Source organism: Plantactinospora sp. CNZ321 (assembly GCF_004217235.1).
The window spans coordinates 590604-616278 of the sequence record NZ_SHKQ01000001.1 but is presented as its reverse complement, the minus strand read 5'-3'; the positions used below and the strand labels follow the sequence as shown (position 1 = coordinate 616278).

Genomic DNA, 25675 nt, shown 5'->3' with positions numbered 1-25675 from the left:
GCTTCAGGGGGTGGCGGGCGCGGGCTCGGCGATGCAGGCGGTGCCGATTCGGCGGAAGCCGACCCGCAGGTAGACCCGGGCGATCTGCTCGCTGCCGGCGGAGAGGAAGACCAGGTTCGTACCGTCGTCGAGGAGTCGGCGGGCGAGCGCGGCGGTGACCGCGGCACCCAGGCCCCGGCGGCGGGCCGTGGGCAGGGTGGCGATGCCGGCGATCTCGGCGACGTCGTCGACCCGCAACGCCATGCCGCTGGCGACCGCCCCCTGGCCGGCCAGTTCCACCAGGGCGGAGATCCGGCGTCCGGCGGCGGTCCGGGTGCGCTCCTCGTCCAGCGAGTCCACCGGCAGCTCCACCAGGGCGGTGTCCCGAGCGGCCGAGCCGGCCGGGCCGACCTCGGTGCCGGGCGCGGCGAAGCCGACCGCCGCGACCGCCCGCCGGGCCGCCACGTCGGCGGCGAACGTCGGCGCCGCCGGGTCGAGGATCCGCACCGGCGTCGCCGCGAACTCCTCGGGCGGGGGGAGCGCGGCCGGGTCGAGCACCATCAGCGGCGCCTCCAGCACCGCCAACCCCGCCGACCGGGCCACCGCGAGCAGCTCCGGATGAGTCTCGTGTACCCACTCGAACGCCTCGGGCAGCCCGAGGTCGCGCTGGCGCTGGCGGACCGCCGTGACGTCGGCGGCCGACGGCGACTCCGTGGCGTCCAACCGGGGCCGGGCGTAGAATGGCCATCCCGCGCCGTCGCGGACGAAGAGCACCAGCCCGCCGAAATTCTCTGTGTGCGCCCCGTCACGCGGCACCGCATCGTAAAAACGTTCCAACCGGTCAAACGGCTCGTCTCGTACAGATGCCACCGGGGGAGCGTACACGTACGGGCCCCGGGCCATGTGATCTATTGCGCTGCCTGTGATCGGTACCGACCTCGCGGACCCCGCCAGCCCCTACCGTAAACTCAAGAAACCCAACAGGGCCGACGTCGTCCCGACCTAATGATTGAACGTGAGTGACGACAGGAGCCCCGGTGGCCTCTCCGTACCCGCAGGAACCACGCCTCTCCTCGTCGGCGGTTGCCGACTCCGCGTCGACCGGCCCTCGCCGGGCGCCCGAGCACAGCGGCCCGCTGGCCCGGGCGCCGGAGCCGCAGGGACTCTACGACCCGGCGGCGGAGCGGGACGCCTGCGGGGTGGCCTTCGTCGCCGACCTGCACGGCCGCCGCTCCCACGACGTCGTCGCCAAGGGCCTCGCCGCGCTCTGCCGGTTGGACCACCGGGGTGCCCGGGGCGCCGAGCAGAACACCGGTGACGGGGCCGGCATCATGCTCCAGGTGCCGGACGGGTTCCTCCGGGCGGTCGTCGACTTCCCGCTCCCGCCGGCCGGGCAGTACGCCACCGGCCTGGCCTTCCTGCCCACCGACCCGGCCGAGGAGAGCCGAGCCAGGACGGTGCTGGAGAAGTACGCCCTGGTCGAGGGGGCCGAGATCCTCGGCTGGCGGGACGTACCGGTCCGCCCTGACGACCTCGGCGAGACCGCGCTGGCGGCCCGGCCGGTGATCCGGCAGGTGTTCCTGGCCGCACACCGGCTGACCGACTCGCCGGCCGGCCGGGCCGGCGCCCCGCTGACCGGCCTCGACCTGGACCGGGTCGCGTTCTGCGTCCGCAAGCAGGCCGAGCGGGAGACCGCCGAGCGGGGCGTGCCCGCCTACTTCCCCTCGCTGTCGTCCCGGACCATGGTCTACAAGGGCATGCTCACCCCGGACCAGCTCCCGGAGTTCTTCCCGGACCTGACCGACCCCCGGATGGCCAGCGCGATCGCCCTGGTGCACTCGCGGTTCTCCACCAACACCTTCCCGTCCTGGCCGCTGGCCCACCCCTACCGGTTCATCGCGCACAACGGCGAGATCAACACCATCCGGGGCAACAAGAACTGGATGCAGGCCCGGGAGGCGCTGCTGCGCAGCCCGGGTATCCCGGGCAACATCCGGCGGCTCTTCCCGGTCTGCACCCCGGCCGCCTCCGACTCGGCCAACTTCGACGAGGTACTCGAACTGCTGCACCTGGCCGGGCGGAGCCTGCCGCACGCGGTGCTGATGATGATCCCGGAGGCCTGGGAGAACGATCCGGAGATGGCCCCGGCCAAGCGGGCCTTCTACCGGTTCCACGCCAGCCTGATGGAGCCGTGGGACGGCCCCGCCTCGGTCGCCTTCACCGACGGTTCGCTGGTCGGCGCGGTGCTGGACCGCAACGGACTGCGTCCGGGCCGGTGGTGGCTCACCTCCGGCGGCCTGGTGGTGCTGGGCAGCGAGGCGGGGGTGCTCGATCTCGACCCGTCGACCGTGGTCGCCAAGGGGCGGCTCCAGCCCGGCCGGATGTTCCTGGTGGACACGACCGCCGGCCGGATCGTGCTGGACGACGAGATCAAGTCCGAGCTGGCGGCCGAGCACCCGTACGACGAGTGGCTGCACGCCGGCCTGATCGACCTGGCCGACCTGCCGCCGCGCAAGCACATCGTCTACACCCACCATTCGGTGCGCCGCCGGCAGCAGACCTTCGGCTACACCGAGGAGGAGCTGAAGATCCTGCTCGGCCCGATGGCCCGGGCCGGTGCCGAGCCGGTGGGCTCGATGGGGACCGACACCCCGATCTCGCCGCTGTCGACCCGACCCCGGCTGCTCTACGACTACTTCCACCAGCTCTTCGCGCAGGTCACGAACCCGCCGCTGGACGCCATCCGGGAGGAGTTGGTGACCAGCCTCCAGGCGACCATCGGGCCGGAGGGGAACCTGCTGGACCCGACCCCGGCGAGCTGCCGGCAGGTCGTGCTTCCGTACCCGGTGATCGACAACGACGAGCTGGCCAAGATCCTCTCCATCGACGAGGACGGCGACCTGCCCGGCTTCAAGGCGGTCCGGGTCTCCGGGCTCTACCGGATCCGGGACGGCGCGGCCGGGTTGAAGGCCCGGCTGACCGAGATCTGCCGGCACGTCTCGGAGGCGATCGAGGACGGCGTACGCATCCTGGTCCTCTCCGACCGGGACTCCACCGCCGACCTGGCGCCGATCCCGTCGCTGCTGCTCACCGCGGCCGTGCACCAGCACCTGGTGCGGGAGCAGACCCGCACCCAGGTGGCGCTGATCGTGGAGTCCGGCGACTGCCGGGAGGTGCACCACACCGCCCTGCTGATCGGGTACGGCGCGGCGGCGGTCAACCCCTACCTCGCCTTCGAGTCGGTCGAGGACCTGATCAACACGGGCGCGCTGCCGGGGATCGAGCCGACCACAGCGGTCCGCAACTACGTCAAGGCGCTCGGCAAGGGCGTACTCAAGATCATGTCGAAGATGGGCATCTCGACGGTCTCCTCGTACTGCGGCGCCCAGGTCTTCGAGGCGGTCGGCCTGGACAACCGGCTGCTCCAGCGGTATTTCGCCGGCACGCCGGGCAGGATCGGTGGCGTCGGGCTTGCCGAGATCCACGCCGAGGTCGCCGCCCGACACGCCCGGGCGTACGCCGAGAACGTCGGCCAGCGCAACCACCGGCCGCTGGAGGTCGGTGGCGAGTACCAGTGGCGCCGCGAGGGTGAACTGCACCTGTTCAACCCGGAGACGGTCTTCCTGCTCCAGCACGCCACCCGCAGCCGGCAGTACGACGTCTTCCGGGAGTACACCGCGAAGGTCGACGGGCTGGCCGAACGGGCCGGCTCGCTGCGCGGGCTGTTCCGGCTCCGCACCGGGGTCCGCCCGCCGGTCCCGATCGACGAGGTGGAGCCGGCCAGCGAGATCGTCAAGCGGTTCGCCACCGGCGCCATGTCCTACGGGTCGATCTCGGCCGAGGCGCACGAGACCCTCGCGGTCGCGATGAACTCCCTCGGCGGCAAGTCCAACACCGGCGAGGGCGGCGAGGACGTCGAACGGCTCTACGACCCGACCCGGCGCTCGGCGGTGAAGCAGGTCGCCAGCGGCCGCTTCGGGGTGACCAGCGAATACCTGGTGAACGCCGACGACATCCAGATCAAGATGGCCCAGGGCGCCAAGCCCGGCGAGGGCGGCCAGCTCCCCGGCAACAAGGTCTGGCCCTGGATCGCCCGCACCCGGCACGCCACCCCGGGCGTCGGGCTGATCTCCCCGCCGCCGCACCACGACATCTACTCCATCGAGGACCTGGCCCAGCTCGTACACGACCTGAAGAGCGTGAACCCGGCGGCCCGGGTGCACGTGAAGCTGGTCAGCGAGGTCGGGGTCGGCACGGTCGCGGCCGGGGTCGCCAAGCTGAAGGCCGACGTCATCCTGATCTCCGGGCACGACGGCGGCACCGGCGCCTCCCCACTCAACTCCCTCAAGCACGCCGGCACCCCGTGGGAGCTGGGCCTGGCCGAGGCGCAGCAGACGCTGCTGCTCAACAGGCTCCGCGACCGGGTCACCGTGCAGGTCGACGGCCAGCTCAAGACCGGCCGAGACATCATCGTCGCGGCGCTGCTCGGTGCCGAGGAGTTCGGCTTCGCCACCGCCCCGCTGATCGTCGCCGGCTGCGTGATGATGCGGGTCTGCCACCTCGACACCTGTCCGGTCGGCATCGCCACCCAGAACCCGGTACTGCGGGAGCGTTACACCGGCCGCCCCGAGTTCGTGGAGAACTTCTTCCTCTTCCTCGCCGAGGAGGTCCGGGGCTACCTCGCCGAGCTGGGCTTCCGGTCGCTGGACGAGGCGATCGGCGCCACCGAACTGCTCGACTTCGCCCCGGCCCTGGACCACTGGAAGGCGCGCGGGCTCGACCTGCGGCCGGTGCTGCACGTACCGGAGCTGCCGGCCGACGCGGCCCGGCGCGGCGTACGGGCCCAGGACCACGGGCTGGACCGGTCGCTCGACAACGAGCTGCTGGCCCTCGCCGAGCCGGCGTTGACCGGCGGCACCCGGGTCCGGGCGGCGGTGGCGGTGCGCAACGAGCACCGCAGCGTCGGCGCGATGCTCGGCGGCGAGGTCACCCGGCGGTTCGGCGGAGCCGGCCTGCCCGCCGACACCATCGAGTTCGACCTCACCGGCACCGCCGGCCAGTCGTTCGGCGCCTTCCTGCCCAGCGGCGTGACGCTGCGACTGGCCGGCGACGCCAACGACTACGTCGGCAAGGGACTCTCCGGCGGGCGGATCGTGGTCCGCCCCGATCCGACGGCACCCTTCGCCGGCGGACTGGACGCACCACCAGGCCCGAACGGCCGGGCCGAGGACCAGATCATCGCCGGCAACACCATCCTGTACGGCGCCACCGGCGGCGAGGTCTTCCTGCGCGGCCGGGTCGGCGAGCGGTTCGCGGTACGCAACTCCGGCGCGGTCGCCGTGGTGGAAGGGGTCGGGGACCACGGCTGCGAGTACATGACCGGCGGCACCGTGGTGGTGCTCGGCCAGACCGGGCGGAACTTCGCCGCCGGCATGTCCGGCGGTACGGCCTTCGTCTGGCAACTGGACCGGCGCCGGGTCAACCTGGAACTGGTCGACCTGGCCCCGCTCACCGACGACGATCGGGTCACCCTCTACGACCTTGTGCAGCGGCACTTCGCCGAGACCGACTCGTCGGTGGCGGAGGGACTGCTCAAGCGCTGGCCGGATGCGGTGCGGGAGTTCACCGCGGTGGTGCCCCGGGACTACCGGCGGGTCATGGAGATCATGCGGGTCGCCCGGGCCGAGGGCCGGGACGTGGACGAGGCGGTGATGAGCGGGCTCGCCGCGCCGGGCGTACCGGCACAGCCCGCCCCCGCCGGCAGCACACCGCCGCCGGCCGCACCGCCCGGGTCCCCGTCCGCGTCTCCGTCCGCCTCCCCGTCCGCGTCTCCGGCCCGACCGGTCGACGCCGGCCCGCGCCCGTCCCAGGAGGTGGCCCGTGCCTGACCCGAGTGGATTCCTCAAGCACGACCGGAAGCTGCCGGCCCGCCGGCCGGTGCCGGTGCGGATCTCCGACTGGCGCGAGGTGTATCCCTCCGCCGACGAGGGACTGATCCGTGACCAGGCCACCCGGTGCATGGACTGCGGCATCCCGTTCTGTCACGACGGCTGCCCGCTGGGCAACCGCATCCCGGACTGGAACGACCTGGTCCGGACCGGCAACTGGGCGACCGCGATCGAGTCGCTGCACGCCACCAACAACTTCCCGGAGTTCACCGGGCGGCTCTGCCCGGCGCCCTGCGAGGCGGCCTGCGTGCTCGGGATCAACGGTGGTGCGCCGGTCACCATCAAGCAGGTCGAGGTGGAGATCGTCAACCGGGCCTTCGACCTGGACCTGGTGGCCCCGCAGCGGGTGCCGGCCGCGTCCGGCAGGTCCGTCGCGGTGGTCGGCTCCGGCCCGGCCGGGCTCGCCGCCGCGCAGCAGCTCGTCCGGGCCGGGCACGCGGTGACGGTGTACGAGCGGGACGACGCGATCGGCGGCCTGCTCCGCTACGGCATCCCGGACTTCAAGCTGGAGAAGGAGCACATCGACCGGCGGCTGGCGCAGCTCACCGCCGAGGGGGTCCGGTTCCGGACCGGGGTGAACGTCGGGGTCGACGTCACCGCCGAACAGCTCCGGTCCGAGCACGACGCGGTACTGCTGGCCTGCGGCGCGCTCGCCGGCCGGGACACCCCGGCGACCCCGGGGCGCTCGTTGCGCGGCGTACACCAGGCGATGGAGCATCTGGTGGCGGCGAACCGGGTGGTGAGCGGCCGCGAGTCGTCGACGCCGATCGACGCCGCCGGCAGGCACGTGGTGATCATCGGTGGCGGCGACACCGCCGCCGACTGCCTGGGGGTGGCGCACCGGCAGGGCGCGGCCGGCATACACCAGCTCGACCTGTATCCGCGGCCGCCGCGAGAGCGGGACGAGGCCCGTGACCCGTGGCCGACCTGGCCGTGGATCCTGCGCGAGTACCCGGCGCACGAGGAGGGCGGCGAGCGGGTCTTCGCGGTCGCGGTCCAGGAGTTCGTCGACGACGGCACCGGCCGGGTACGCGCGGTCCGGATCGCCGAGGTGACCGTCGAGAAGCGGGACGGCCAGCGGCACCTGACCGTGCTGCCCGGCACCGAGCGGGAGTTGCCGGCCGACCTGGTGCTGCTGGCGATCGGCTTCGACGGCACCGAGGAGCAGCCGCTGCTCGACCAGCTCGGCGTGGTGCGCAACCGGCGCGGCGCGATCGACGCCGACCCGCAGTGGCAGGCAGGTACGCCGGGTGTCTTCGTCGCCGGTGACATGCACCGGGGCGCCTCGCTGATCGTCTGGGCGATCGCCGAGGGGCGGGCCGCCGCCGCCGCGATCCACCGCTACCTGGGCGGAGCCAGCCAGCTACCGGCTCCGGTGGCGCCAGCCACGCAACCGCTGGCGGTACCGGCCGGCTGACCCGGTCGGGGTCGACCTACGCCTGTGCCATGCCCTCGGGTAGCGATGCCGCCAACACCTGGCGCAGCGCGTTGTCGAGGGTGGCGCGGGTGCTCGGGCTGAGGTGGCCGAAGAGTCGCCGCCCCACCTCGTCGGCGATCCGCTGCGCCGCCTCGGCGCGCTGCCGGCCGTGCTCGGTCAGGTGGATGGCGTGGGCGCGGCGGTCACCCGGCACGGGCCTGCGCTCCGCCAGCCGCTGTCGTTCGAGTTCGTCCACGATCCGCCCCAGCGACGACTTGTCCAAATCGAGCAGGTCGCCCAGCCGACGCTGGGTGAGCGGTCCCACCCGATCGAGTACGGCCAGCACGGCGAAGTGTCGCTCCTCGAATCCCAGCGGACGCAGCGCCTCGTTGAAGAGCTTCTGGGAGTGCCGGTAGACCGTGCTGAGCTGCATGGCGGTGATGACGTCCGCTGGCAGGAAGGTGAGCCGGGAGGCGTCGGCGGGGGAGCGTGCGGAACTCATTCCTGGATCTTAGGGCTGTGGGGAGATACTCTCAGATGAGAAGGTAGCAAGTGAGAGTATCTAGGAGGAGAGCCTTGACCCGAGACGACGTGGCGACCGCCGACGGGGCGGCGCCCCCCGCATCCGCGACAGAGCTGATGACGACCCGGCTGCGCATCGCGGTCGTGTTGACCTGGGCACTGGTGGTGGAGCACCTCTACGCACTGGTCACCCCGCCGTACGAACTCGGCATCGAACACGCCTTCCACCTTAGCTTCGGCGTCGCGTACGCCTGGTTGGCGCTGCGCCTGCCGGCGGGACGTCGCTGGCAGCGCAACCTGCTGACGATCCTGCTCGGTGTGCAGTTCGTCGGCAGGTTCTTCGTCTTCGCCGCCATCCCCGACCCCACAACAAGGATCATCATCACCCTCGGCGCCCTAACCACCCTCCTCCTCCTACCCCTCCTCCACCGCCCCCCGCCCCCCCGCCCCCCCGCCCCCCAAAACTGAAGGACTCGATCGCGGATCTTGGAATTAAACTGTTGCTGTGGCGACGTTGTGGTTCCAAGATCTGCGATCTCCACAATTAGTTGCGCCAGCCGGCTGTGGTTAGGGCGCGTCGGACTTGGTCGATTACCTCTTCGGGGCGGTCGCGGACGAGCCAGGACGGAAAGCGCAGCACCCGATCACCGCAAATCCACAGCTCGTTCTGCCGTTTCATGTCCGCCCACTGCCGCCGTACATCGAGGTGCTGGCCGCCGTCGATCTCCACGTGCACGCCCCACCGTTCGTAGTAGACGTCCAGATAGCGCACCCGGCCGGTCGCGTCGCGGCGCCGATGCTGGCGGCTCGGCTCGGGCAAACCAGCTCGGCGCGCGGCGTGCAGGTAGCGCAGTTCGGGCAGCGACTCCGAACCGCTCCGGGCGTCATTGGCAGTGGCCAGGATGAGTGCCCGACGGCGCAGGGTGGGCCGCCGGTAGGCGACCTGGTGGATGTCGTCGGCGCCGAGCAGCCGCTGCTGGAAGCCGGCCGCGATCAGGGTACGGGCCTGGTCGTCGCTGCCCGCCCAGGCCGCCGCGTCGACCAGTGAGCGGGCGTTGGTGGTGTGCGGCGGCATTCCCCGCCGGTTGACGTCGTCGCGCGAAAGGGTGTCGGTGCGGCGTACGACGACGCCGGGCGGCGGGGCGATGCTGCGTAGCCGGCCCGGCCGGAGCAGCTGGATACCCTCGCTCCGGAAGCCCTTCAGGCCACACCGGATCGCCGCGGTCAGCCCGGCCAGCACGGCGTACGGTCCACAGCCGAGTACGGCGATCCAAAGGCGCTGCTCGGCGCTGATTGGGCCACTGTGGGTGACGTACACGTTGCGGTGGACCAGGCGCCACCGTCCGGAGCGGACGCGGTGCCGAACCGCCGATTCGGTGAGATGGCGGCGAGCCTGCCTACCGGTGACTACATCCTCCTGGCGGAAGAGCAGCCAGGTCAACTCGTCGGCGTCGTCGGGCGGGAGCGCCCGCTCGGGGCGGCGCCCGGGTCCGGAGAAGTACGGCACGGCGAACGACCTTGGCCGGATTCGGCGGACCCGACTGCCGCCAATCCGTCACCGCTGCCTTCCCGACACACCCCTTTCTCACGCTGCCCCCGTCGCCGTGCCGCCTCGTCGCCGTGCCGCCGTCTCCTCGCGCCGCCTCGTCGTCGTGCCGAATGGTGACGGCGAGCCGCATGGCTGGCGAGTCGGCCGGGGCGAGTCGGCCGGGAACGGGTTGCGCCAGCGAGCTTCCGGCTCCGGTGGCGCCGTCCACGCAACCCCTGGCGGCGCCGACCCGCTGAGTCGGGCACCCGGCGTCGACCGCCCGCTACCTCGGCGCCTCGCCGCCGAGCCGGGCGGTGGGCCGGCCGGCTGGCCGGAAGACCAGGTCGAGATGCTGGTCGACGACGGCGAGGGCCTCGGCGGGGGTGCGGTACCCGACCAGTACCTGCGGGACGAGGCCGTCGACGACGGTCTGCAGGGTGGCGGCCAGCTCGGCCGGGTCGAGCCCGGTCGCCACCTGCCGGGCGCGCTGTGCGGCGCGTACCTCGTCGGTGATCAGGGCGTGGGTGCCGGCCCAGGCCTCCCGGATCAGGGCGGCCAGCTCCGGGGCGGTGACCGCCCGGGTGACGAAGGCGTACCAGACCGCGGCGCCGAGCCGGCGCTCCGGAGTCGCCGGAACGGTCTGCTCGGCGATGGCCCGGATGGTGGACCGGGGCGACGGCGGTTCCGGTCGGGCCGCGAGGCTTCGACGCAGCTCCTCGCCGGCCAGTTCGACGAGGCGTTGGCCGGCGTACCGCAGGACCTGCTCCTTGGTCCTGAAGTAGTGCTGCACCTGACCCAGTGACACGCCGGCCTCGGCGGCGATGTCGCGCAGGCTGGCCGCCTCCAGACCGCGCAGGGCGACGATCGTCCAGACCGCCTCGGCGATCCGGCGGCGGCGCTGTTCGTGGTCGACCTTCCTCGGCATGGCCCGATTCTCTGCGCAATACGATCGACTTGCAAACCTCCGGTGGCGGGTTCATGCTGACCATACGACTGTATTGCTACCTGGGGAGGGCGAAATGCGGGGCTTCATTCGCCGACATCGAAAGAGGCTGCTGGTCACACTGGCCGTCGTGGCGGTGCTGGCGGCCACGCCGCCGATCGCGGCCAAGATCTACGCCTACTCCGACGACCGGAAGGCGCGGATGACCACCACCGGGCCCTACCAGGCGACCCAGGGATCGTTGAACGCCCACCCGGTCCCCGACTGGTTCTCGGACGCCAAGTTCGGGATCTTCGTCCACTGGGGGCTCTTCTCGGTGCCGGGCTTCGCCCCGACCGGCAACTTCGCCGACGTACTGCGTACCGACTACGACCGGGCGATGCTGGTGCACCCGTACGCGGAGGACTACCACAACGCGATGCGGGTCCCGGACACCCCGACCGCGCGCTTCCACCGGGCCACCTACGGAGACCTGACATACCAGGACTTCAAGGCGACCTTCGACGCCGGGCTGGAGCGGTGGGACCCGCACGCCTGGGCCAGGACGTTCCGCGAGTCCGGTGCCCGGTACGTCGTGCTGGTCGCCAAGTACCACGACGGGTATCCGCTCTGGCCGACCGAGGTGGTCAACCCGCACCGGCCCGGCTGGCACAGCGAGCGCGACATCGTCGGGGAACTCGCCGCCGCCGTCCGCGCCCAGGGTCTGCGTTTCGGCCTCTACTACTCCGGAGGCGTGGACTGGACCTTCCAGCGCGACGTCGTACGCACCCTCGGCGACTACACCTACGCCAGGTACGGCGACGGCTACGCCGACTACGCCGACGCCCAGGTCCGGGAACTGATCCGGCGCTACCAGCCCGACCTGCTCTGGAACGACATCTCCTGGCCGACCGGGCAGCGACGACTGTTCAGCCTCTTCGCCGACTACTACAACACCGTCCCGCACGGCGTGGTGAACGACCGCTGGCAGACCGACTCGCTCTGGCGCTGGCTCCTGGGCTCCCGGCTCGGCCGGGCCGGCTTCGACCAGGTGATGAGGTGGGCGATCGCCGACGACCCCGGGTTCGTCGACAACGTCAAGCCGCCGGTGGTGCCACACAGCGACTTCACCACCCCGGAATACACCAGGTACGACAGCGTGCAGGCGAAGAAGTGGGAGATGACCCGGGGCATCGGCAACTCGTACGGCTTCAACCGGAACGAGACGGACGACCACTACGCCTCGTTCGCCGGCACCCTGCTGCCCGACTTCGTCGACGCGCTGGCCAAGAACGGAAACCTGCTGCTCAACGTCGGACCCGCCGGCGGCGAGGGCACCATACCGCCGGAGCAGCTCAGCCGGCTGACGGACTTCGGCCGGTGGTTCGGGCGCAACGGCACGGCGGTCTACGGCACCCGGCCGTGGACCCGGGCCGAGACCGATGGCGCGCACTTCACCGCCGGCCCGGACGGAAGCGTCAACGTCATCCTCGACGGACCGGTCACCGGCGATGCGGTCTGGCTCGCCGGCGTGTCGCTCGCCGGTCAGGGCCGGCTGCTCGCCGACGGCAGCACCGTCACGGTGACCGCCGACGGTCCGGACACGCTGCTCCGCTTCGCCCGGCCACCCGGTCCGGACGCCTCTTTCCCGGCGGTCCGGGTCTTCGCGCCCGGCGGACGTCCAGGTGTCTGATCCGGAGCCTGCGTTTCCGCAATGACGTGCACGGACCGGCGAGGTGCCCGCTCAGGCGGCGAGGACCGCCTGCATCTCCTGCCGGCGACCGGCGGCCAGGTCGGTCAGCAACGCGGGCGCCTCGTCGAACGGCACGACCGCCGAGACCAGGTGTTCACGTACCAGGTCGCCGTGGTCGCGGAGCAGGGCGATCGTCTCCGCCGACAGGCGGTCGCGGTCCCAGGTGGGGGCCAGCCCGCGCGGCACCCGGCCGATCTGCGCGCAACGCAGCGACAGCCCGTTGTGGTGGAACTCCTCGCCGAGCCGCACCAGGTCGGCACCGCCCTGGTAGAAGGCGAGGTCGATGACGGTGCCCTGCGGGCGGAGCAGCCGCAGCGCCAGGTGCAGCGCCGACGCCTGGCCCCGGCACTGGAAGACGACGTCGGCGCCCCGGTCGTCGGCCGCGTGCCGCCACCGGGTCTTCAACACCACGGCCGGATCGTCGGCGGTCGGGTCGAGCGTCTCCAGGCCCAGCGCCCCGGCCACCGCCCGTCGCTGCGGGGTGGGATCGAGTACGACCACCGAGGCGGCACCGGCCCGCCGGGCGAAGAGCGCGGTCAACAGCGCCACCACCCCGGCCCCGGTCACCGCCACCCGGCGGCCCCGTACCCCGTCGCCGAGGTCCCGCACACCGCTGCCGTACAGGTCGGCGGCGGCGTGCAACAGCCCGTTGGCGCAGATCGGCCCCATGTGCGCCAGGTAGATCCCGAGCAGCGGATCCAGGTCGGCCGGCACCGGCACCACCCGGTCGACGCGCGGATCGCCCCGGTACCCCGTCCGGTGCCCGTACGTCATCGCCACCACCGCGCCCTCGGCGACGGCCGGGGTACGACTGTCGGTCACCCGGCCGACCTCCATGTAACCGAGCCGGGTCACCGGGTACGGCGTACCCGGCTCGCCCTGGACGAACAGCCCGAGCGTGCCGTCCCAGCGGGCCGACAGGTACGGGTTGGTGCCCTTGACGTAGCTCAGCTCGGTGCCGGCGGAGACCCCGCTGAAGAGGGTCGCGACCCGGAACGTGCCGTCGGTCAGCGGCTCCGGCTCCTCGTGCCGGAACGCCACCTCGTGCGGCCCGGTCACCACCAGGTTCCGGTCCGGCTCAGGCATTAGCCAACTCCAGCGGGGGCACCCGGACCGGCTGGCCGGTCACGACCGACTCGGCGACTGCCAGCGCCAGCAGGTGGGTCCGGAGCGCCTCCGAATAGGGCACCCGGACGTCCGCGCCGAGCCCCAGGACCGCGTCGACGAAGGCGCGGTCCACATCCGTCCGGCCCTGCTCCAGGTCGCCGGGAACCCGCCGCTCACCGTCGGCGTCCCGCACCAGCAGGCCGTCCTCGCCTACCGACATGGCCAGGCCGTCGGCGTACACCTCCAGACCGGCCCGGTGCTTCCAGCCCAACGCGCAGGTGGTGCCGAGCGTGCCGACCGCGCCGGTGACGAACCGCAGCGCGGCGGCGGTCGCGCCGTCCACGTCCGCGCCGTCCACGGCCGGCGGCGTGCCGTTGCCCACCGCCCAGACCTCGGCCACCTCGCCGACCAGGTAACGGGCCAGGTCGAGGACGTGCGCGGCCTGTTCGACGACCGGACCGCCGGACTGCTCCTGACGCGGCCACCAGCCGACCGGCGGCACCTTGTCCAGCCAGGCGCCCGCTACCAGCCGGACCGGACGGTCGGCCAGCAGCCGCCGGGCCGCCTCGACCGCCGACAGGTAGCGCCAGTAGTGGCCGACCGCCGTCACGGCGCCCCGCTCCTCGACGAGCCGGTGGATCCGCGTCGCCGTCTCCAGGTCCAGAGCGAGCGGCTTCTCCACAAAGAGGGCCAGCCCGGCGTCGAGCACCGCCTCCTCGGGCGCGCCGTGTGCGAACGGCGGCACGCAGACGTACGCCGCGTCCAGCTCCGCCGAGAGCAGCGTCCCGACGTCGGGGAAGGCCCATGCCCCCGTCGACTCGGCCAGCCGGGTGGCCGCCTGCGCCACCACGTCGGTGACCCCGACGATCCGTACGTCGTCAAAGCTCGACAGCACCCGCGCGTGCCGCTGCGCCACGCCGCCCGCGCCGATCAGCCCCACCCGGCAGACCCGCATCCTCGACCTCCCGTTCCCGACCTGCACCGGATCTCTGCCTTCTCCGGCATCGGCCGGCGGGAAACCTCCGACCGGCATCCGAAAACGCACCGTTCACCAGGCCGCTGCGGGGGACGCCGTCATCCGGAGACCAAGCTGTTAGCCGGTACCGGGTTTGCCGGGGCGGCTCGGGGAAAAGTTTCGGCCCGGCGCTGCGGATCACGACGTTTGGGGGGTGTGCCCGTGCGGCAGCAAACAGAGGCGACAGTTTCACCGATCGTAGAGGCGTGGACCACGTACCGCACCGGAAACTCGGCAGAGTGGACGAGTCGCCGGCTGCTGAAGATCAAGGGCGAGCAGCGGGTCAGCGTGGTGCTTCCGGCCCGGAACGAGGAGGCCACCGTCGGCGCGATCGTCGGCACGCTGCGCCGGCACCTGGTCGAGAGGGCCCCGATCATCGACGAGCTGATCGTGGTGGACTCGCGATCCAGCGACGCGACGGCGGCGGTGGCCTCTGCCGCCGGGGCCCGGGTGGTGAGCCAGGACGAGATGACCCGGGGGCTGCCCCGGCTCGACGGCAAGGGCGACGCGCTCTGGTCCGGGCTTGCCGCCGCGACCGGTGACATCGTCGCCTTCGTCGACGCCGACCTGCGCCGCTTCTCACCCCGGTTCGTCACCGGGCTGGTCGGGCCGCTGCTCGCCGACCCGACCGTCGCGTTCGTCAAGGGCTTCTACCACCGCCCGCTGGTCGGCGGCGGCGCCGTCAACCCCGACGGCGGCGGTCGGGTGACCGAGCTGATGGCCCGGCCCCTGATCAGCATGTTCTGGCCGGAGCTGGCCGGCGTCGTCCAGCCGCTCGCCGGGGAGTACGCCGGGCGCCGGGAGATCCTCGAACAGTTGCCGTTCGTCTCCGGGTACGGCGTCGAGATCGCCATGCTGATCGACCTGCTGGACCTGGTCGGGCTGGACGCCCTGGCCCAGGTCGACCTCGGCGAGCGGTTCCACCGGCACCAGGACACCGAGGCGCTGGGCCGGATGTCGGCGCAGATCCTCTACACCGTCTGGTCCCGGCTGCACCGGCGCGGACTGGTCGCCGAGCCGGTGCCGCCGGCCGCCGCGCTCACCCAGTTCCGGCGCGGTGGTGCCCAGGCACTGCCCAACCTGGATCGGGAGATCGTCGTCACCGACGTGGCGGTCGCCGAACGTCCACCGCTGGCCAGCCTGTCCCGGCGGACGCGGATCGCCCGTGGCCGGGCCCGCCGGCAGACGGCCACCGCAGCGGCCGTGACCGGGGCCGTGACCGGGGCGGTGACGGGCTCGTGAGCCTCACCGTACTGGTCAACGCCGGCCCGTGGCTGCCGGTGCCGCCGAACGGGTACGGGGGCATCGAGAACGTGATCGCCACCCTCGTACCCGAGCTGCGCCGGCTCGGCGTACGGGTGGTACTGGCCACCGTCGGCAGTAGCGAACTGCCCGTCGACGAGCGGCTGGCGGTCTTCGCCGACGGCCAGTTCGGCAGCCTGCAACGGCCGTACAACCAGGCGTGCGGGGTGGTGCAGAGCCACCTGCACGCGGTGGTGCGCACCCTGCGGGAGCGCGACGACATCGACCTGGTGCACGACCACGTCGAGGCGGCCGGCCTGGCCACCCTGGCCGCGCTCGGCCGGGACGCACCGCCGGTGTTGCACACCCTGCACTGGGACCTGGCCAAGCACCCCGAGCTGTACGGCAGCTTCGACGGCGCCGACCGGGTGCGCGTCAACGGGGTCTCCGCCTCGCAGCTCGCCCGGGCACCGCAGGCGCTCCGGGCGCACTCGGTCGGGCACGTCCACCTGGCCACCCCGCTGGCCACCGACGCGGACCGGCGTCGCCCCGCCGACAAGGCCGGACATGTCGTGGTGCTCGGCCGGATCAACCCGGGCAAGGGTCAGGATCTCGCCGCCCGGCTGGCCCACCGGGCCGGCTTCGACCTGGTCCTCGCCGGCCCGGTCGGCCCGTACCGGCAGCCGGCCGAGCTCGCCGCCGTCGAGCACGATCCGGTCGCGGCGGCCAACCCCGACGTGCGGTTCTGGCGGGAACGGGTCGCGCCGCACGTCGACGGGGTACGGGTGCGCTGGGTCGGCACCGTGGCCGGCCGGCAGCGCGACGAACTGGTCGCCACCGCCAGGGCCTCGCTGTTTCCGCTGCGCTGGGCCGAGCCCGGCGGTACGGCCGTGGTCGAGTCCCTCGCCCTCGGCACTCCGGTGGTCGGACTGGCCGAGGGCTGCCTCCCGGAGTTGATCCAGCATGGTGAGACCGGACTGCTCAGCTCCGACGAGGACGATCTCGCGGAGCTGGTGCACCGCGCCGGCCGGATCGACCCGCGCCGCTGCCAGACCGAGGCGGCCCGCCGGTTCAGCCCGGAGGTGATGGCCCGGTCCTATCTGGCCCTCTACGACCGGGTCCGGGCCCTGGCCGCCACCCCCGCGCTCACCTGAGGACCGGCCCCGAGCCACCCCCGTGCTCACCTGAGGACCGGCCCCGAGCCGCGACCCGCGTCGACGACGGGCCGCGGCTCGGGGCCGGCCTGGTTCGTTCCCGCGTCGGCTTCGGTTAGTGTTCCGGTGACTACGCGTACCCGACGGTTGGGGGCAGGGTGGGACTCGCAGCCACATTCGGGCGGGCGGTTGCCGCCCACCGGCAGGCCCGCGCGCACCTGGATGCGGCCCGGCACGGGTTGGCCCAGCTCCAGCCGCCGCCCGACTCCGGCGAGACCGCCGACGTCGTGGCCCGGCTGCGCCGGGTCGGCGAGGCGGTCAGCAGCGAACCCGAGCCGGCCCGGTTCTTCGCCGGCCCGCTGCCGGTGCGGCTCGGCGTGGCGGACACGGCGCACGGAAGCTTCCCGGCGGTCGTGCCGCTGTGTGGCGGCACCCACCTGGCGATCGACGCCGACGCCCGGGACGGGCGGGTCGCGGCGCTGCTGCGTACCCTGGTGGTCCGGCTGCTCGCCGCCGCACCCGCCGGCTCGGTCCGGGTGTCCGTCCTGGACAGCGCCGCGCTCGGCGCCACCTTCCTGCCGCTGCGGGTGCTGGTCGAGGCCGGGGCGGTGCCGCCGCCGGCCACCACCGAGGCCGAGGTCGCCGCCGTGCTCGACGCGGCCGAACGGCACGCCCGGGCCGCGCAGCAGGCCACCGGCGGTACGCCGGAGCTGCTGCTCCTGGTCGCCGCCTCGCTGCCGGAGGGCCGGGAACTCGGCCGGCTGGCCGCGCTCACCCACGCCGGACCGACCGCCGGGATCTGCGTGATCGCCGCCGGATATCCGCCCCGGAGCGCCGGCCCCGCCCTGCCGCCGCTGGGCGGCACCACCCAGGTCCGCCTCGACCCGCAGGGGAACGCCTGGATCGGCGACCCGCCCGGCCACCCGTTCAGCTCCGACGGCTCCGGCCTGGCCGCCCCGGTACGCCTGGACGGCGAACCACCGGCCGGTGCGGTCACGGCGCTGGCCGACCGGCTCGGCGAGATCTACCGACGCGAGTCCAGTTTCACCTTCACCGACCTGCTGCCGGCCCGGCCCTGGGCGGAGTCGTCCGGCAACGGGCTGCGTGCCGTCGTCGGCCGTTCCGGCCGGGAGCCGGTGATCTGCGCCTTCGACGACCAGACCCCACACTGGCTGGTCGGCGGCCGGACCGGTGCCGGCAAGACCGTCTTCCTGCTCGACGTCCTCTACGGACTCGCCGCCCGCTACTCCCCGGACGAGCTGTCGCTCTATCTGCTCGACTTCAAGGAGGGGGTCAGCTTCACCGAGTTCGTGCCGACCGGCCACGACCCGTCGTGGATCCCGCACGCCCGGGCGGTCGGCATCGAGTCCGACCGGGAGTACGGCGTCGCCGTGCTCCGCGAGCTGCGCCGCGAGCTGAACCGGCGGGCGTCGGCACTGAAGCGGCACGGCGTGACCAAACTGGCCGACCTGCCCCGGGACGGCCGGCCGGTACCCCGGATCGTCGCGGTGGTCGACGAGTTCCACGTGCTCTTCGCCGGCAACGACGCGGTGGCCAGGGAGGCGGTCTCGCTGCTGGAGGAGCTGGCCCGCAAGGGGCGCTCCTACGGCATCCACCTGGTGCTGGCCAGCCAGAGCATGACCGGGATCGAGGCGCTCTACGGGAAGACCGACTCGATCTTCGGGCAGTTCCCGCTCCGGGTCGCCCTGCCTGGCGGCGGGGGAGTGCTGGACGCGCTCAACGACGCCGCCGGGGCGCTGCCGATCGGCTCGGCGATCGTCAACCCCTCCGCCGGGTTGGCCGCCGCCAACACCGTGGTCCAGTTCCCGGACGCGCACGCCAGCGCCGCCGAGGTGGCCCAACTGCGGCACGAGCTGTGGCAGGCCCGCAAGCCGGGCTCGCGGCCACCGGCGATCTTCAAGGGGTACGAGTCTGCGCACGTCGAGGCCGACCCGACGTACCGGGGACTGGTCCCGGGGGGACGGCGGCCGTTGGCGCTGGTCGGCCGTACCGTCGACGTGGACCTCACCTCGGCGATGTTCCCGCTGGACGCGACCCCGGGCCGGCACCTGGCGGTGGTCGGCACCTCGCCGGTCGGCGCGAGCGTGCTGCACGCGGCGACGCTCAGCCTGGCCCGGCAGCACACCCCGGGCAGCGCCCGGTTCCTGGTCGCCCCGCTGGTCGCGGTCGCCGACGCGGTCGCCGAGGAGACGATCGCCGAACTGACCGGGGCCGGGCATCCGGTCGACCGGCTCGACGCCACCGGGCTCCGCGACGAGCTGCGCAAGCTCGCCGCCCAGCCGGCCGACGGGCCACCGGCCCGGACCTTCCTGGTCGGGTACGGCATGGACGGCGCCAGCGGCATCCTCGGCGTCCGGGACGAACACTTCAAGTCCGGGCTGGACGACCTCCAGGCGGTGCTCCGGCAGGGCCCCGCGTACGGGGTGCACCTGCTCGGCTGGTGGCGCGGGCTGCGCCGGCTCTCCGACGACATCGGCGGGTCGGGCAACCGGGACGACGTCGCCTGCCTGGTCGCGCTGAACGTGCCCGGTGGCGAACTCGGGATGTACCTCGGCCTGAACGACCTCGCGTACACCCCGAGGGCGAACCGGGCACTGCTGGTGGACCGGCACGACCAGCGGCTACGCCTGATCGTGCCGTTCGTCCGGGCCGGCTACGAAGACGACGACGAGGAGAGCTGAGGTGGCGAGCTTCGCCGAGTACGCGGCCCTGGCCCGGCACCTGCACGAGCTGCGCCGCAGTGGTGAACGGACCGCCGCCCAGCTCGCCGAGGCACGCGGCACGACCGGTGCCGCCGCCGACCGGCTCGACCAGCGGCTCGCGGTGCAGCAGCAGCGGTTGACCGCCCTCGGCCAGATGATCGGCAAGTCGGTGCCGGCCGCGCCGCCGACCGGCCCGCCGCTGCCCCCGCCGGCCGGATATCCGCCGCCACCCCCGCCGGCCGGATATCCGCCGTCCGGGCCGGCGGGGCAACCCACCGTGCCGGCCCAGTACGCCGGGCCGGACCACGTCGACCCGCCCGAGCCGCCGCCTCCGGCCGGCCACGTCTACCGGCCGAGCGGCTTCGACACCTCGGAACGGTTCGGCCAGCAGCGCGCCGACGGTTCCCGCGCGTCGGGCAGTGGGGCGGATCCGGCGGCCGGTACCCCGTACCCGGAACTGCCGGCAGGTCCGGCGCGGCGCGCGCTGCCGGCGACCCCGGCGACCGGCCCGGTGCCCGGCCCCCGGCTGCCCTCGGACGCGGCGCCCTCCGGTGCCGGCCCGACCTCCGGCGCGGGCCCGGGGACGCCACCGGCCCGGCCGGTCGATCCGGTGCGGGAGCTGGAGCTGGCCCGGCAGGCTGCCGACGGTGCGGACGTGATGATCGTGCAGACGGAGACGATGGCGCAGCAGGCGCCGCTCTTTCCGTCGATGTCACCGCTGGCCCGGGCGACGACGGTCTACCTGAGCTGCGCCGGGCTGCTCACCGTCGTCATCTGGATCGTGCTCACCGTCGCCGAGGTACGCGGGATGAAGGGCCTCGACGCCAGCACGGTCGCGGTCTTCTCGTGGAGCTGTGCCGGGCTGCCGACGATGGTCTTCTTCCTCGGCTATCTCGCGCTCAGCGTCTGGGGCAAGCCCCGGATGATCGTCGGCCGGCCCGCCCGGTACGCCCGGCTCGGCTTCCTGATCTGCTTCCTCGCCGCCCCGGTCGCCTTCCTCGGCTACTACCTGGTGTGAGGCTGCTCCGCCGGTGGTGCTCCTAGCCCTGTGAGGCTGCTCCTACCTGGCGTGCGGCCGCTCCGTCGTCGGGGTCGGAGCGGCCCCGGGCCCCCTACCGCCGACGCGGCAGCGCGGTGAGGGCGGCGAGCATCACCAGTACGGTGATGGCGAGCGCCGCCGGATAGCCGGTACCGGCGGCGACGACACCGAATCCGACCGCGCCGAGCCCGATTCCCGCGTCGTAGGCCAGGTTCCAGACCGCGCTGACCGTCCCGTACCCGGCCGGTGACACCTGCCGCAGCATGCTGGTCAGGCTGGCGTTCTGCGCGATGCCGAAACCGGCACCGAACAGCAGCATCCCGACGATGAACGCGACGGGGTGCCCGGTCACGGGAAGGATCGCGACGCCCGAGGCGGCGAGGATCACGCCCCAGCCGAGCAGCGGGGCGTGCGGACGCCGGTCGGCGTACCGGCCGGCCCACCAGCGGGTCAGCGGCGCGGTGACGGCCTGGGCGAGCAGGCCGAGGGCGATCAGGTTCGCCGAGGCGTCGGTCAGGACGGACGGCAGGAAGGTGACGACGATGCCGGACGCCAGCGCCACCCCGGCGAAGACCAGCGCCGGCCGGGTCAGCGCGGGGTTGCGCAGTCCCGCCACCATCCCGAGCGGCTGCTCCGGCTCGGCGGGCCGACCCGGCAGCCCGGTCGCGGCGGCGAGACCGGCCAGCGCGGCGAGCGCGCCGAGTGCGAAGACGCTGGGATAGCCGACCCGGTCGACCAGCCACACTCCGACCGGAAGACCGACGATGGCGGGGACCCCGACGACGGCACCGAACAGCCCGATCACCTCGCCGCGGCGCTGTGCCGGTGCCAGTTGTGCGGCCAGCGCGCCGCCGACGACGACCGCGACGGCGAACCCGAGCCCCCGGATGAGACAGACCAGCAGGACCGCCGGCATGCCGGTGGCGACCAGCAGCATCAGCGGCGGCACGCCGAGCAGCAGCAGACCCGCGATCAGGAGGCCGCGCTGCCCGAACCGGGCGGACAACCGGGGGATGGCCAGCTCGGCCAGCACGGTGGAGAGCATCAGCGTCCCGGTCACCATGCCGGCACCGACGTCACCGGCGCCGACCGAGGTCGCGTAGAGCGGTACCACGGTCAGCAGGAGGTAGAAACTCGTCATGGCGCCGAAGCTGGCCACGAAGGCCAGCAGCAGCGGCCTGCTCACCAGTGGCGGCCGAGCGTCAGTGTCAGGAACCGGGGCCGGAGCCGGAGCGGAGGCCGGGGCCGGGGCGGCGGTGGAGGTCATGCTGCTCATGGTCCCGACCCTACGAGCGAAACCGGCCTACCTTAAGGTCCACTTCCATGGTTATTGAGTGGGCCGGTTTGGGCCCGGAGCTTCTCGTACCGCTGGACCGGAGCAGTGCCGAACCGCTGCGTACGCAGTTGGAGGGCGCGCTGCGGGACGCGATCCGGCGCGGCCGGCTCCGGGCCGGCGAACGGCTGCCGTCGTCCCGGGAGCTGGCCCGGCAGCTCGGCATCTCCCGGGGCCTGGTCCAGGACTGCTACGGCCAGTTGCACGCCGAGGGCTACCTGAGCACCCGGACCGGCTCGGCCACCCGGGTCGCCGAGCTGCCCGCCGGCGCGCTCGCCCCGGTCGCGGCGCCGGCGGCGGTGCCCCGGCCGCTCCGCGCCGACTTCGCCGCCGGGGTACCGGATCTCGCCAGCTTCCCGCGCGCGGACTGGCTGGCGGCGCAGCGCGAGGCGTGCCGGCTCGCGCCGAACGCCGTCTTCGGCTACGGCGACGCCGCCGGCAACGCGACCTTCCGGGAGACCATCGCCGGCTACCTGCGGCGGGTGCGGGCGGCGCACGCGGACCCCGACAACATCGTCACCTGCGGCGGCTTCGCCCAGGGCCTCAACCTGGCCCTCGGCGTCCTAAGGCGGGCCGGTCACCGACGGGTCGCGTTCGAGGACCCCGGGTACGGCGACGGCCACACCATGGCCGCCACCGCGCACGCCGGCCTCCGGGCCGTGCCCGTACCGGTCGACGACGCGGGGATCGACGTCGACGCCCTCGCCGCGACCGGCGTACGGGCCGTGGTGGTCACCCCCGCCCACCAGTGGCCGACCGGGGTGGTGATGGCCCCGGACCGGAGGCGGGCGCTGGTCGCCTGGGCGATCCGGCACGACGCGATCATCGTCGAGGACGACTACGACGCCGAGTTCCGCTACGACCGGGAACCCGTCGGCACCCTCCAGGGTCTCGCTCCCGACCATGTCATCGGGATCGGCACGGTGAGCAAGACGCTCGCCCCGGCGATCCGGCTCGGCTGGATGCTCTGCCCGCCGGCCCTGCGCGCGGCCATCGTGGAGGACAAGCGACTCGCCGACCGTGGATCGTCGTTGTTGGACCAGCTCACCGTCGCCACCCTGATCGGCTCCGGCCGGTACGACCGGCACCTGCGCCGGATGCGCGGCCGGTACGCCGCCCGACGGGAGGCACTCGTCTCCGCCCTCGCCGAGTACGCCCCGTCCGTGACGCTCACCGGGCTGGCGGCCGGCTTCCACGCCGTGGCCCACCTGCCGGACGGCGCGGACGAGCGGACGGTGATCGAGCGGGCCCGCGTCCAGCGGATCGGCCTCTACGGGATGAGCAACTACCGTGCCGACGGGGCGAGCACGCCGCCGCAGCTCGTGGTCGGCTTCGGCAACCTGAGTGAGGACACCATCCAGGCGGCCGTCCGGACCATCGGCACGCTCCTCTAAGCGCCGCTAGTGGCCGCCCGCTGTGTCGTCCGTCGTGTCGTCCGTCGCGGTGTCCGCTGTGGGTGCTGCGTCGGCTGGCGCGTCGGCTGGTGCATTGCCGGTCGCGTCGTCTGGTGCGTCGCCGGTCGCGTCAGCTGGTGCGTCGCCGGTCGCGTCAGCTGGTGCGTCGCCGATTGTGTGGTCCTCGGCGTCGGAGAGGAAGCGGTCAAGCTCGGCACGAGACAGCCCCTCGTCGTCGAGCAGACCGATGAGCAGCAGCGTCTGCGCGGTGTGCGTCTTCGACCGCAGTGGATCCGGCGTCGGCTCGCCGGCCAGGGTCGCCCAGAGCAGCGACTCGGCCAGCCTCGGATCGAGGTCGTAGCCGGTACGGTCGTAGCGCTCCCGGACGCTGGCCACGAACCGGATCACCGGGGCGCGGTCCTCCCCGCCGGGCCGGAACCGCCGGTGCGCGGCGAGCCGGAACGCGGTCTCGACCAGTAGGCCGTACCGTCGCCAGTCCGGCTCGTCGAACCGGTCGATCCGGTGTTGGTAGTCGCGCGGCCGGCCGCTGGCAAGGTCGCGGAGTGGGGCGGCGTAGCGACTCAACACGACTGGCTCCGTTCGCGGTCGATCGGGCGTTGCCGGCGTACCCGGGCCAGGAGGCCCCGCCAGCCGGCCCACGGGTGCACACTCAGCAGCACCGCCCCGGCCGTGCGGGCTCCGGCCGCGATCGTCCCGACACCGGCCGGGTCGACGGCCGGAGCGGCGACTCCGGCGGTGCGAGGTGTCGGCCAGTTCGCCCACCGGGTTGCGGGCCGGGCCGGCGGCTGGGCGGTGCCGGCGAGCGCGGCGGCGTACCGGTCGATGGCCCTGGCCCCGAGCGCCAGCCGGGCGGTGACCAGGTCGAGCCGGGCGGCGGCGGTCCGCCACCGGTCGGCGGCGACCCGGGCCGGGGGATCGCCGCTGGTCCGGCGCAGCCGGTCCTCGGCGGCGGCGAGCTGTCGCCGGACCCGCCCGGCCAGCTCCGTGGCCCGCTCGGCGTCCACTCGGGCCACGGTCAACCCGTCCACCACCTCCTGGACACTCGCCGGGACAGTGCCGGGCAGCCGGCGGGCCTCGGCAATGCCCGCGTGGACCAGGTGGAGCGCGGTCCAGGCGTCGGTGAGCGCGTCGTCCCAACGGGCCAGCCCGGCGGCGGGCAGTGGATCATCCGCTCCGGAGAGCTGCCGGTCGGCCCGGTCGAGCGCGGACTGGACGGCCAGCCAGGCGGCACGCAGCTCGTCGGCGGGCAACGGTGAACTCACGTCCCCGGTCATCATCGGAAGCTGGCGGCGACCGTAGTCGTGCTGGCCGTTGTTGCCGCCGTAGTGGTGTGGCCGCTGGTTGACCGTCCGCTGGGTGTGGTGGGCCAGGGTTCGCCGGGCGGCGAGCAGAGTGGCGCAGGGGCCGGGCCGACCACACCCGAGACAGACCCCGGTGTACGTGCAGACGGCGTGCCCGAGCACCGCCCGCCGCGCCTCGTCCATCCGGGTACGCGCGAAGGTCGCGTACGCGCTCTGGGAGAGGGCGGTCACGGGACAGTCCTCGGGTGTGGGGTTGGATCCATTGCTGCCTCCCGTCCGCTGGGGATAGCCGGGGTGTACGTGGGCAGGTGGGGGCACCCGGCCGACCGGGAGAGAGGGCCGGCCGGGCTCTGTGCGGGACGACCGGCCCCAAGGGTGCTGACCAGGGGAACCGCTCAAGTCGGAGCCTAGGATAACAAGCTATCTCTGGTCAAGCTATCGCTTGCGATAACAGGTATGGAGTGATCAAATGGTGGTGCTGACCAGGGAGTATCACCATGCCTCCGAGCCCGAAGTGGGTTGAACTCGCCGAACACATCCGTACGCAGATCGAGTCGGGTGAGCTTTCGCCGGGTGACAAGCTGCCCTCAACGTCGCAGCTCTGCCAGATCTACGGCGTCTCGTCGATCGTTGTGCGCAACGCGATGCTCACGCTGAAAGCGGAAGGGCTGGTGGTGGGCGTCCCGGGCGTCGGAGTCTATGTTGCTGAGTCCTAGATGTTCGTAATCTCCGAGTTTCGCATCCTGATCTAGGAACGGCTAGTGGACACTCTTCGAGCTTGGGGTTCCCAACCGGCTTTTCGGACCTACCGGCTCAAAGGGGATGATGATTTGGTGAGGAACTCATTTCCGCACCTCTATATTCTCAGCTCAAGAGCCGCTGCACCCGGTCCCCGGGCCGGGTGAGGATCGCAACGAGAAGCTGCGGCAGACGATGATCGGCACCCCGGACTGCTGCACCCGGTCCCCGGGCCGGGTGAGGATCGCAACCCGCCCCCGCCGGGCGTGACGCCGCCCGCGCTGCTCCAGCTGCACCCGGTCCTCGGACCGGGTGAGGATCGCAACGGGATCGGGGCCACCTCGGCCACCCTCTCCTGGGATCGCTGCACCCGGTCCTCGGACCGGGTGAGGATCGCAACTCCAGCGCGCCGACGCGAAGACGTTGTTCGGAACGGCTGCGCCCGGCCACTGCGTCGGGCGAGGATCGCAACAACACCGACCTGGTGACGTTCCGCGCGCTGCTGCGCGGGCTGCGCCCGGCCACTGCGTCGGGCGAGG

General features: G+C 73.0%; 19 protein-coding genes. 10 read left to right on the top strand and 9 right to left on the bottom strand.

What is annotated here, in order from left to right; translation table 11 throughout:
- Positions 1-3: 3 nt before the first annotated feature.
- Complete coding sequence (locus EV371_RS02670) at positions 4-882, bottom strand: GNAT family N-acetyltransferase (RefSeq protein WP_130460635.1); 879 nt, start codon at positions 880-882, stop codon at positions 4-6.
- 233 nt (positions 883-1115) lie between these two features.
- On the opposite strand from EV371_RS02670, the gene gltB reads away from it, so the two are divergent.
- Both gltB and EV371_RS02660 read left to right on the top strand, forming a co-directional pair.
- On the top strand, positions 1116-5867 hold the full coding sequence (gltB, locus tag EV371_RS02665) for a glutamate synthase large subunit (protein ID WP_130465607.1): 4752 nt from the start codon (positions 1116-1118) through the stop codon (positions 5865-5867).
- Positions 5860-7344, top strand: a complete 1485-nt coding sequence (locus EV371_RS02660) for a glutamate synthase small subunit (protein ID WP_130460634.1) — start codon at positions 5860-5862, stop codon at positions 7342-7344. The genes gltB and EV371_RS02660 overlap by 8 nt, the downstream gene beginning before the upstream one ends.
- A 16-nt stretch (positions 7345-7360) precedes the next feature.
- Here the strand turns inward: EV371_RS02660 and EV371_RS02655 are convergent, their stop codons facing one another.
- A complete protein-coding gene (locus tag EV371_RS02655; RefSeq protein ID WP_130460633.1) occupies positions 7361-7846 on the bottom strand; it encodes a MarR family transcriptional regulator in 486 nt (161 codons plus the stop codon).
- 74 nt (positions 7847-7920) lie between these two features.
- Between EV371_RS02655 and EV371_RS33245 the strand changes: the two genes are divergently transcribed.
- Positions 7921-8334, top strand: coding sequence for a hypothetical protein (locus EV371_RS33245; protein WP_165436587.1), 414 nt, complete (start codon positions 7921-7923; stop codon positions 8332-8334).
- 76 nt (positions 8335-8410) lie between these two features.
- Here EV371_RS33245 and EV371_RS02645 read toward each other — a convergent pair whose 3' ends face one another.
- Both EV371_RS02645 and EV371_RS02640 read right to left on the bottom strand, forming a co-directional pair.
- Positions 8411-9373, bottom strand: coding sequence for a DUF559 domain-containing protein (locus tag EV371_RS02645; RefSeq protein ID WP_130460632.1), 963 nt, complete (start codon positions 9371-9373; stop codon positions 8411-8413).
- A 304-nt stretch (positions 9374-9677) separates the two neighbouring features.
- Positions 9678-10319, bottom strand: a complete 642-nt coding sequence (locus EV371_RS02640) for a TetR/AcrR family transcriptional regulator (RefSeq protein WP_130460631.1) — start codon at positions 10317-10319, stop codon at positions 9678-9680.
- 94 nt (positions 10320-10413) lie between these two features.
- On the opposite strand from EV371_RS02640, the gene EV371_RS02635 reads away from it, so the two are divergent.
- On the top strand, positions 10414-12009 hold the full coding sequence (locus EV371_RS02635) for an alpha-L-fucosidase (protein ID WP_207230385.1): 1596 nt from the start codon (positions 10414-10416) through the stop codon (positions 12007-12009).
- Positions 12010-12060: 51 nt separating this feature from the next.
- Here EV371_RS02635 and EV371_RS02630 read toward each other — a convergent pair whose 3' ends face one another.
- Together EV371_RS02630 and EV371_RS02625 are read right to left on the bottom strand one after the other, a co-directional pair.
- The gene (locus EV371_RS02630; protein ID WP_130460630.1) at positions 12061-13155 is read right to left on the bottom strand and encodes a zinc-dependent alcohol dehydrogenase; all 1095 of its coding nucleotides are present in this window, start codon (positions 13153-13155) and stop codon (positions 12061-12063) included.
- A complete protein-coding gene (locus EV371_RS02625; protein ID WP_130460629.1) occupies positions 13148-14131 on the bottom strand; it encodes a Gfo/Idh/MocA family protein in 984 nt (327 codons plus the stop codon). The genes EV371_RS02630 and EV371_RS02625 overlap by 8 nt, the downstream gene beginning before the upstream one ends.
- Before the next feature lie 318 nt (positions 14132-14449).
- Between EV371_RS02625 and EV371_RS02620 the strand changes: the two genes are divergently transcribed.
- The 4 genes from EV371_RS02620 to EV371_RS02600 all read left to right on the top strand — a co-directional run bounded on the left by EV371_RS02620 (position 14450) and on the right by EV371_RS02600 (position 20328).
- Positions 14450-15433 carry a glucosyl-3-phosphoglycerate synthase gene (locus tag EV371_RS02620; protein WP_486484901.1) on the top strand — a complete coding sequence of 328 codons (984 nt, stop codon included), beginning with the start codon at positions 14450-14452 and terminating at the stop codon, positions 15431-15433.
- Complete coding sequence (locus EV371_RS02615; protein ID WP_130460628.1) at positions 15430-16587, top strand: glycosyltransferase; 1158 nt, start codon at positions 15430-15432, stop codon at positions 16585-16587. Before EV371_RS02620 ends, EV371_RS02615 begins: the two co-directional genes overlap by 4 nt.
- Before the next feature lie 158 nt (positions 16588-16745).
- Complete coding sequence (locus tag EV371_RS02610) at positions 16746-19289, top strand: FtsK/SpoIIIE domain-containing protein (protein WP_130460627.1); 2544 nt, start codon at positions 16746-16748, stop codon at positions 19287-19289.
- 1 nt (position 19290) lies between these two features.
- Positions 19291-20328, top strand: a complete 1038-nt coding sequence (locus EV371_RS02600; protein ID WP_165436586.1) for a hypothetical protein — start codon at positions 19291-19293, stop codon at positions 20326-20328.
- A 94-nt stretch (positions 20329-20422) separates the two neighbouring features.
- Here the strand turns inward: EV371_RS02600 and EV371_RS02595 are convergent, their stop codons facing one another.
- Complete coding sequence (locus EV371_RS02595) at positions 20423-21625, bottom strand: MFS transporter (protein WP_207230384.1); 1203 nt, start codon at positions 21623-21625, stop codon at positions 20423-20425.
- Positions 21626-21672: 47 nt separating this feature from the next.
- On the opposite strand from EV371_RS02595, the gene pdxR reads away from it, so the two are divergent.
- Positions 21673-23076 carry a MocR-like pyridoxine biosynthesis transcription factor PdxR gene (gene pdxR / locus EV371_RS02590; protein ID WP_130460625.1) on the top strand — a complete coding sequence of 468 codons (1404 nt, stop codon included), beginning with the start codon at positions 21673-21675 and terminating at the stop codon, positions 23074-23076.
- A gap of 6 nt (positions 23077-23082) precedes the next feature.
- Here the strand turns inward: pdxR and EV371_RS02585 are convergent, their stop codons facing one another.
- A complete protein-coding gene (locus tag EV371_RS02585) occupies positions 23083-23664 on the bottom strand; it encodes a hypothetical protein (protein WP_130460624.1) in 582 nt (193 codons plus the stop codon).
- On the bottom strand, positions 23658-24629 hold the full coding sequence (locus EV371_RS02580) for a hypothetical protein (protein ID WP_130460623.1): 972 nt from the start codon (positions 24627-24629) through the stop codon (positions 23658-23660). The genes EV371_RS02585 and EV371_RS02580 overlap by 7 nt, the downstream gene beginning before the upstream one ends.
- A 266-nt stretch (positions 24630-24895) precedes the next feature.
- On the opposite strand from EV371_RS02580, the gene EV371_RS02575 reads away from it, so the two are divergent.
- Complete coding sequence (locus EV371_RS02575; protein ID WP_130460622.1) at positions 24896-25114, top strand: GntR family transcriptional regulator; 219 nt, start codon at positions 24896-24898, stop codon at positions 25112-25114.
- Positions 25115-25675: the final 561 nt, after the last annotated feature.

Coding starts and splice junctions, on each gene's coding strand:
- EV371_RS02670 (WP_130460635.1), bottom strand. CDS start 882: ATGGCCCGGGGCCCGTACGTGTACGCTCCCCCGGTGGCATCTGTACGA.
- pdxR (WP_130460625.1), top strand. CDS start 21,673: ATGGTTATTGAGTGGGCCGGTTTGGGCCCGGAGCTTCTCGTACCGCTG.
- EV371_RS02640 (WP_130460631.1), bottom strand. CDS start 10,319: ATGCCGAGGAAGGTCGACCACGAACAGCGCCGCCGCCGGATCGCCGAG.
- EV371_RS02595 (WP_207230384.1), bottom strand. CDS start 21,625: ATGAGCAGCATGACCTCCACCGCCGCCCCGGCCCCGGCCTCCGCTCCG.
- EV371_RS02625 (WP_130460629.1), bottom strand. CDS start 14,131: ATGCGGGTCTGCCGGGTGGGGCTGATCGGCGCGGGCGGCGTGGCGCAG.
- EV371_RS02630 (WP_130460630.1), bottom strand. CDS start 13,155: ATGCCTGAGCCGGACCGGAACCTGGTGGTGACCGGGCCGCACGAGGTG.
- EV371_RS02655 (WP_130460633.1), bottom strand. CDS start 7,846: ATGAGTTCCGCACGCTCCCCCGCCGACGCCTCCCGGCTCACCTTCCTG.
- EV371_RS02635 (WP_207230385.1), top strand. CDS start 10,414: ATGCGGGGCTTCATTCGCCGACATCGAAAGAGGCTGCTGGTCACACTG.
- EV371_RS02575 (WP_130460622.1), top strand. CDS start 24,896: ATGCCTCCGAGCCCGAAGTGGGTTGAACTCGCCGAACACATCCGTACG.